This is a genomic window from Enterobacter sp. PL_is511 (assembly GCF_055816065.1).
Map to the genome: position 1 here is coordinate 241,648 of NZ_JBVPGP010000022.1, position 7,445 is coordinate 249,092.

8 protein-coding genes are annotated in these 7,445 nt (G+C 53.3%); 2 read left to right on the top strand and 6 right to left on the bottom strand.

Annotated features, from left to right (window positions below; translation table 11 throughout):
- Positions 1 to 32: 32 nt before the first annotated feature.
- On the top strand, positions 33 to 731 hold the full coding sequence (nlpE, locus tag AC0TN7_RS12145; RefSeq protein ID WP_032649717.1) for an envelope stress response activation lipoprotein NlpE: 699 nt from the start codon (positions 33 to 35) through the stop codon (positions 729 to 731).
- Positions 732 to 778: 47 nt separating this feature from the next.
- Here the strand turns inward: nlpE and proS are convergent, their stop codons facing one another.
- The 6 genes from proS to metN form a co-directional block, all read right to left on the bottom strand.
- Positions 779 to 2,497, bottom strand: a complete 1,719-nt coding sequence (proS, locus tag AC0TN7_RS12150; RefSeq protein ID WP_463726590.1) for a proline--tRNA ligase — start codon at positions 2,495 to 2,497, stop codon at positions 779 to 781.
- 112 nt (positions 2,498 to 2,609) lie between these two features.
- Positions 2,610 to 3,317, bottom strand: a complete 708-nt coding sequence (tsaA, locus tag AC0TN7_RS12155) for a tRNA (N6-threonylcarbamoyladenosine(37)-N6)-methyltransferase TrmO (protein ID WP_463726591.1) — start codon at positions 3,315 to 3,317, stop codon at positions 2,610 to 2,612.
- Positions 3,314 to 3,718, bottom strand: a complete 405-nt coding sequence (gene rcsF, locus AC0TN7_RS12160) for an Rcs stress response system protein RcsF (protein ID WP_032649711.1) — start codon at positions 3,716 to 3,718, stop codon at positions 3,314 to 3,316. The genes tsaA and rcsF overlap by 4 nt, the downstream gene beginning before the upstream one ends.
- A 106-nt stretch (positions 3,719 to 3,824) precedes the next feature.
- Entirely contained in the window at positions 3,825 to 4,640 is an 816-nt protein-coding gene (metQ, locus tag AC0TN7_RS12165) for a methionine ABC transporter substrate-binding lipoprotein MetQ (RefSeq protein ID WP_014168729.1), read from the bottom strand.
- A gap of 40 nt (positions 4,641 to 4,680) precedes the next feature.
- Entirely contained in the window at positions 4,681 to 5,334 is a 654-nt protein-coding gene (locus tag AC0TN7_RS12170; RefSeq protein ID WP_014168730.1) for a methionine ABC transporter permease MetI, read from the bottom strand.
- Complete coding sequence (gene metN, locus AC0TN7_RS12175) at positions 5,327 to 6,358, bottom strand: methionine ABC transporter ATP-binding protein MetN (RefSeq protein WP_023334590.1); 1,032 nt, start codon at positions 6,356 to 6,358, stop codon at positions 5,327 to 5,329. Before metN ends, AC0TN7_RS12170 begins: the two co-directional genes overlap by 8 nt.
- A gap of 188 nt (positions 6,359 to 6,546) precedes the next feature.
- Here metN and gmhB point away from each other — a divergent pair, with 188 nt between their 5' ends.
- Positions 6,547 to 7,113, top strand: a complete 567-nt coding sequence (gene gmhB / locus AC0TN7_RS12180) for a D-glycero-beta-D-manno-heptose 1,7-bisphosphate 7-phosphatase (RefSeq protein ID WP_024907539.1) — start codon at positions 6,547 to 6,549, stop codon at positions 7,111 to 7,113.
- The last annotated feature ends 332 nt before the right edge of the window (positions 7,114 to 7,445 follow it).

Here is a 7,445-nt window from a genome sequence, read left to right on the forward strand (position 1 = left end):
AAAGGGAACACACTTTTCATAAGGAATTCATTGTGAAAAAAGCATTATGGTCAGCGCTGGCAGTGAGTACGCTGTTTGCGCTTTTCGGGTGTAACAACCGCTCCGAAACGCAGGTTTTACAACCCACGCAAACGGAAGAATTAAAACCGATGCAGCAGAGCTGGCGTGGCGTATTGCCTTGCGCGGACTGTGAAGGCATTGAAACGTCCCTGTTCCTGCAAAAAGACGGCACCTGGGTAATGAACCAGCGCTATCAGGGTGCGAAAGAGCCTTCTTCTTTTGCGACTTATGGAACATGGGCGCGTACGGCGGAGAAGCTGGTCCTGACCGATACCACCGGTGAGAAAACCTGGTTCCGTCCTAAAGGTGACAGCATGGAGATGCTCGACCGCGAAGGTAACCCTATTCAATCCCAGTTAAACTACACGCTGGCCCCGGTGAAAGCGGCCCTGCCTGCAACGCCGATGGCAATGCGGGGGATGTACTTCTATATGGCGGATGCGGCGATCTTTACCGACTGCGCAACCGGCAAGAAGGTCAGCGTGGCAAACAATGCGCAGCTTGAACGTGATTACGCTGTGGCGCGCGGCAATGACAGCAAGCCGGTATTGCTGACGGTGGACGGTCACTTTACGCTGGAGCCAAACCCGGATAGCGGAGAGATGGTGAAAACGCTGGTGGCAGATAAAGACGCGAAATTTATTGCGGGCAAAGATTGTAACAGCAAATAAGCTGACGTAGCGCCATTAAAAAACCCCGCCTGAGCGGGGTTTTTTGTTTAGCCTTTGATGGCTTTCACCAGGTAATCAAGAATGTCGCCGGTCTTGATCATCTGTTTTTCGCCGCTGCGACGGTATTTGTATTCAATCTCGTCGCTGTCGAGGTTACGGTCGCCGATAACGACGGTGTGTGGGATACCGATCAGTTCCATATCGGCAAACATCACGCCCGGACGCTCTTTACGGTCATCCATCAGCACTTCGATACCCTGAGCGCGCAGCTCGGCATACAGCTTCTCGGCCAGCTCCTGCACGCGGTAAGACTTGTGCATGTTCATTGGCAGAATAGCGACCTGGAACGGCGCGATATTGTCCGGCCAGACGATGCCGCGCTCGTCGTAGTTCTGCTCAATGGCGGCAGCTACCACGCGCGTCACCCCGATCCCGTAGCAACCCATGGTCAGGATCTGGTTACGGCCATCTTCACCCTGAACGGCGGCGTTCAGCGCGCGCGAGTATTTATCGCCCAGCTGGAAGATGTGACCCACTTCGATACCGCGCTTGATCATCAGGGTACCCTGGCCATCCGGGCTTGGGTCGCCTGCTACCACGTTGCGGATGTCAGCCACTTCCGGCGTCGCCACGTCGCGATCCCAGTTGATGCCGAAGTAGTGTTTACCGTCGATGTTCGCACCGGCGGAGAAGTCGCTCATCGCGGCTACCGTGCGGTCAATAACAACAGGAACCGGCATATTCACCGGACCGAGAGAACCTGGACCCGCATTCACCACGGCGCGGATTTCCGCTTCCGTCGCGAATGTCAGCGGGCTGGCTACCTGCGGCAGCTTCTCGGCTTTCACTTCGTTCAGCTCGTGATCGCCACGCACCAGCAGGGCAACCAGCGGGTAAGCGCTCCCTTCGGTGGATTTCACCAGCAGGGTCTTAACGGTTTTTTCAACTGGCAGGTTGAACTGCTCAACCAGCTCGACGATGGTTTTCGCGTTTGGCGTATCAACCAGCGTCATCTCTTGCGTTGCAGCAGCACGTGGTTCTTTTGGTGCCAGCGCTTCTGCAAATTCGATGTTCGCCGCGTAGTCTGAAGAGTCAGAGAAGATCACATCGTCTTCACCGCTCTGCGCCAGTACCTGGAACTCATGGGATGCGCTACCGCCGATGGAGCCGGTATCAGCCTGCACAGCACGGAAATCCAGACCCATGCGGGAGAAGATTTTGCTGTATGCCGCGTACATTGCGTCGTATGTCTCTTGCAGGGATTCCTGAGAGGTATGGAAAGAGTAGGCATCTTTCATCAGGAATTCGCGAGAGCGCATGACGCCGAAGCGTGGGCGAACTTCGTCACGGAACTTGGTCTGGATCTGGAAAAAGTTCAGCGGCAGCTGTTTGTAAGAGCTCAGCTCATTACGAATCAGGTCGGTAATGACTTCTTCATGCGTTGGGCCGAGAACGAACGGACGCTCGCCGCGATCGACGAAGCGCAGCAGTTCTGGGCCATATTGTTCCCAACGGCCACTCTCCTGCCACAGGTCAGCGGGCTGAACCACAGGCATGGACACCTCGATAGCACCGGCGTTGTTCATCTCTTCACGCACGATGTTTTCGACTTTTTTCAGGACGCGCACGCCGGTCGGCAGCCAGGTGTATAACCCGGAGGCCAGCTTGCGGATCATCCCGGCGCGCAGCATCAGCTGATGGCTGATCACTTCGGCGTCGGCAGGCGTCTCCTTCAGAGTGGAGAGCAGATATTGGCTAGTACGCATGTTGTTACGGTTCCATTTCGACGATTGGAACAGGCTGAAACACCAGCCTGACACAAAAAAAGTGGTTTAGTTTACCAGTGTGGCAAAGATGCCAAAAGAGAGGAGAACAAAATTACCTGGGTTCAAGGGCAAACACTTCAAAACCTGCCCCGGTGACGCGCCAGCGAACGTTAAAATCAATCAGCCAGACGGCGTATGATTTTCCTGCTTCCTCTTCTTTACGGTAGGCCGGCCGCGGGTCCTGTGCCAGAACTTCGGTGATGAAATCCCGTAAGCGAGGATAGCGTTTCTCCAGTTGACCGAGCTGCGCGGTTATCTCAGGCGTAAAATAAACAGGCATGTCCGCCTGCGGTGCGTCCTGAGCATAACTTGCACGGGCGTCCGGGAGGGCTTCGGCGAAGGGCAAATAGGGTTTGATGTCGATAACCGGCGTGCCGTCGACCAGATCCAGGCTACCTAACTCCAGTATCACCCGATCTTTCTGGCAGCGTATGCCTTTCAGTTCAACCAGCGACATGCCAACCGGATTTGGGCGGAAGGTCGAGCGCGTTGCAAACACGCCCATTCTCGCATTTCCACCAAGACGAGGAGGGCGCACGGTAGGACGCCAGCCGCCTTCCATCGTCTGGTGAAACACGAATACCACCCATAAATGGCTGAAAGCCTCGAGCCCGCGTACCGCATCGGCCAGATTGTAAGGCGCAATCAGGTGAAGCTCACCGCGTCCGCTGGTGACAAGACCGGGCTGGCGGGGGACGGCGAACTTCTCTTTATAGGGAGAGTGGATAACGCCTATCTGCTCGAACTGAAATGCACTCATTTCGCCGTGATGTTCAACGCAGAACCGATGCAAACCGCCTGACGGTAGCAACCCGGCGTGCCGCTGGTGACTTCGCAGCTGTGCAGCAGGACCGCGTTAGCTTTCATTTTTGCGGCATTGATCTGCATGCGTTTACGCGCTGTCGGAATATTCGGTGGTGAGTCCTGATTGGTCGCCTGACAGGAATCGCCGCTTACTTCGCCCAGTTCACGGAACGGTTTACCGACGAGTTCGTCCGCTTTCGTGATAATGCGAACTGGCGCAGGGCGAACCACTTTTGGTTTCGCAGGCTCTGTTTTTGGCGGGGTTGCCGTGCTTTGAACGGGTTCAACGGGAGATCTGCTTAGCATTGAACAGCCGCTCAGCATGAGTGCTAAAAGACAGATCGGTAAAGCACGCATAATATTTCCTCAATGGATAATCAAAACGTCAGATATTGAATCAGTTGACTGCACAAATGACAAGACGGGCATAAGCCCGTCCTGATGATATTACACTGAGGTGAGATTACCAGCCTTTAACAGCGCCACCGTTAAACACTTTGTTGGCTTCCTGGTAAACTTCATCAGACTGATAAGCCTGAACGAATTTCTTCACGTTTTCCGCGTCTTTATTGTCTTCGCGAGTCACGATCAGGTTAACGTACGGGGAATCTTTATCTTCAACGAAGATACCGTCTTTGGCTGGCGTCAGGCCAATCTGGCTGGCGTAAGTGGTGTTGATAACGGCCAGGGCAATCTGGGCATCGTCCAGAGAACGTGGCAGCTGAGGCGCTTCCAGTTCAACAATTTTCAGATTTTTCGGGTTCTCGGTGACATCCAGAACGGTTGGCAGCAGGCCAACACCGTCTTTCAGTTTGATCAGACCCACTTTCTGCAGCAGCAGCAGGGAACGACCAAGGTTGGTTGGGTCGTTAGGCACGGCTACCTGAGAGCCCGGCTGCAGTTCGTCCAGCGATTTAATTTTCTTAGAGTAACCGGCAATTGGATAAACGAAGGTGTTACCGACACCTACCAGTTTATAGCCACGATCTTTGATCTGCTGGTCCAGGTATGGCTTATGCTGGAAGGCGTTCGCGTCGATATCGCCTTTGCTCAGCGCTTCGTTCGGCAGAACGTAATCGTTGAAGGTCACCAGCTCAACGTCCAGGCCATACTTCTCTTTTGCCACTTTCTGAGCAACTTCCGCAACCTGCTGTTCTGCACCCACGATAACACCCACTTTAATGTGGTTTGGATCCTTTTCGTCCTGACCGCAACCCACCAGTGCCAGAGAGCCGATCAGCGCGCCTACTGCTGCAAAGGTCTTTAATTTAAACGCCATGTTTTATCCTTAACTCGTAGAGTTTGTGTTGTGTGTAACGTTATTTGTGAGTAACGGTCCGGACGATGCGATCGCCAGAGAACTGGATTAAGTAAACCAGAACAACCAGCAATACCAGAACGGTATTCATCACGGTAGCGTTATATCCAATATAGCCGTACTGGTAACCAATCTGACCTAAACCGCCCGCGCCAACTGCACCACCCATTGCCGAATAACCGACCAGGGTGATGAGCGTGATGGTTGCCGCATTCACCAGGCCTGGCAGTGCTTCCGGGAGCAGGACTTTGCGCACGATCTGCATCGGTGTTGCACCCATCGCGCGGGAAGCTTCGATCAAACCGGTTGGAATTTCCAGCAGGGCGTTTTCCACCATACGGGCGATAAACGGCGCAGCCCCCACGGTCAGTGGAACGATGGCCGCCTGTAGACCGATAGACGTTCCGACGATCACGCGGGTAAACGGAATCATCCACACCAGCAGAATAATGAAGGGGATAGAACGGAAGATGTTCACCAGCGCAGAGAGCGTACGGTACAGTTTCGCGTTCTCAATGATTTGACCCGGACGCGTCACGTACAGCAATACGCCGACCGGCAGGCCAATCACAAAGCCAAAGAAGCCAGAGACAAAGGTCATTGCCAGCGTTTCCCAAACGCCGCGAACCAGCAGCCACATCATCGGCTCAGACATAACCCAGTACCTCTACTTTTACATGGTGTTCTTGCAGCCAGGCAATCGCGGCCTGGGTTTCTTCTTGTGTGCCGTGCATTTCTGTCAGCATGATGCCGAACTTCACGCCACCGGCGTAATCCATCTGCGCGCTGATGATGTTGTTGTTCACGTTAAAGCGACGCGCGGTTTCGGAAAGCAGGGGAGCGTCAACGGACTGACCGGTGAACTCCATGCGCAGCATCGGGACGCTGTCTGCGGTGGGTTCGGTTTTCAAACGCTCCAGATAATCTTCCGGAATATCCAGATGCAGGGTGGACTGGATGAACTGCTGTGCCAGCGGCGTCTTCGGATGCGAGAACACTTCACTTACCGTGTCCTGCTCGATCAGTTCACCATTGCTGATGACCGCCACGCAGTCGCAGATGCGTTTCACCACGTCCATCTCGTGCGTAATAAGGAGGATCGTCAGGCCCAGGCGACGGTTAATGTCTTTCAGCAGTTCCAGAATCGAACGCGTGGTGGCCGGATCCAGTGCGCTGGTGGCTTCATCACACAGCAGTACCTTAGGATTGCTTGCCAGCGCGCGGGCAATGGCCACACGCTGTTTTTGCCCACCGGACAGATTTGCCGGGTAGCTATCATGTTTATCGCCCAGACCCACGAGGTCGAGCAGCTCGGTGACGCGACGCTTCACTTCTTCTTTCGGCGTGTTATCCAGCTCAAGCGGTAAGGCAACGTTGCCGAACACGGTGCGGGAGGCCAGCAGGTTAAAGTGCTGGAAAATCATGCCAATCTGACGACGCGCTTTAGTGAGTTCTTTTTCTGAAAGGGCGGTAAGTTCCTGGCCGCCAACTTCTACGCTGCCCTGGGTTGGGCGCTCAAGCAGGTTAACACAACGGATCAGCGTGCTTTTACCTGCACCCGATGCGCCAATGACGCCATAAATTTGACCAGCAGGAACATGCAGACTGACGTTGTTCAGCGCCTGAATGGTTCGGTTCCCCTGCTGGAACACTTTGGTGATATTGGAAAGTTTAATCATTAGATTATTTTTATCGTATGTAAGTTAGCCGTGGCATTTTCTTCTGCCAGATACGGGTGATGACCGTAAACAAAACGGATGTTAAGGCATCCAGACGTCTAAATCAATCCAACTCTGTACGATGAGCACTTTATTGCGCTGCGATTCATGAGATACTAGTCGAACATGCCTTTTTCAGGAGCAAACCGGTGGCAAAATCAGTACCCGCAATTTTTCTCGATCGTGACGGCACTATTAATGTGGATCACGGTTATGTCCATGAGATTGATGAGTTCGAGTTTATCGATGGCGTAATAGATGCCATGCGCCAGCTGAAAGAGATGGGTTATGCGCTGGTAGTTGTAACGAACCAGTCCGGTATTGCACGCGGTAAATTCACCGAAGCGCAGTTCGAGACGCTGACGGAATGGATGGACTGGTCGCTGGCCGACCGCGGCGTGGATCTCGACGGCATCTATTATTGTCCGCACCACCCGCAGGGAACGGTTGAAGCGTATCGCCAGACCTGTGATTGCCGTAAGCCGCATCCGGGGATGTTCATCTCTGCGCAGGAGTTCCTGCACATTGATATGTCTGCTTCTTATATGGTGGGCGATAAACTGGAAGATATGCAGGCAGCAGCAGCAGCGGGTGTAGGGACCAAAATATTAGTCCGCACCGGTAAGCCAGTAACGCAAGAAGCAGAAAATGCAGCGGATTGGGTGATTAATAGTCTGGCCGATCTGCCAAAAGAGATTAAAAAGCACCAAAAATAGCCTTTTTGGCGAAAAGATGAGCGGTTGAAATAAAAATGCATTTTTCCGCTTGTCATTCCTCGGCGGCCCCCTATAATGCGCCTCCATCGACACGGCGGATGTGAATCACTTCACAAACAACCCGGTCGGTTGAAGAGAAAAAATCCTGAAATAACGGGTTGACTCTGAAAGAGGAAAGCGTAATATACGCCACCTCGCAACGGTGAGCTTAACGCCGCGTTGCACTGCTCTTTAACAATTTATCAGACAATCTGTGTGGGCACTCAAAGTGACATGGATTCTTAATGTCTTCGGACAATAAATGAATACCAAGTCTCTGAGTGAACATACGT

Coding starts and splice junctions, on each gene's coding strand:
- proS (WP_463726590.1), bottom strand. CDS start 2,497: ATGCGTACTAGCCAATATCTGCTCTCCACTCTGAAGGAGACGCCTGCC.
- tsaA (WP_463726591.1), bottom strand. CDS start 3,317: ATGAGTGCATTTCAGTTCGAGCAGATAGGCGTTATCCACTCTCCCTAT.
- rcsF (WP_032649711.1), bottom strand. CDS start 3,718: ATGCGTGCTTTACCGATCTGTCTTTTAGCACTCATGCTGAGCGGCTGT.
- metQ (WP_014168729.1), bottom strand. CDS start 4,640: ATGGCGTTTAAATTAAAGACCTTTGCAGCAGTAGGCGCGCTGATCGGC.
- AC0TN7_RS12170 (WP_014168730.1), bottom strand. CDS start 5,334: ATGTCTGAGCCGATGATGTGGCTGCTGGTTCGCGGCGTTTGGGAAACG.
- metN (WP_023334590.1), bottom strand. CDS start 6,358: ATGATTAAACTTTCCAATATCACCAAAGTGTTCCAGCAGGGGAACCGA.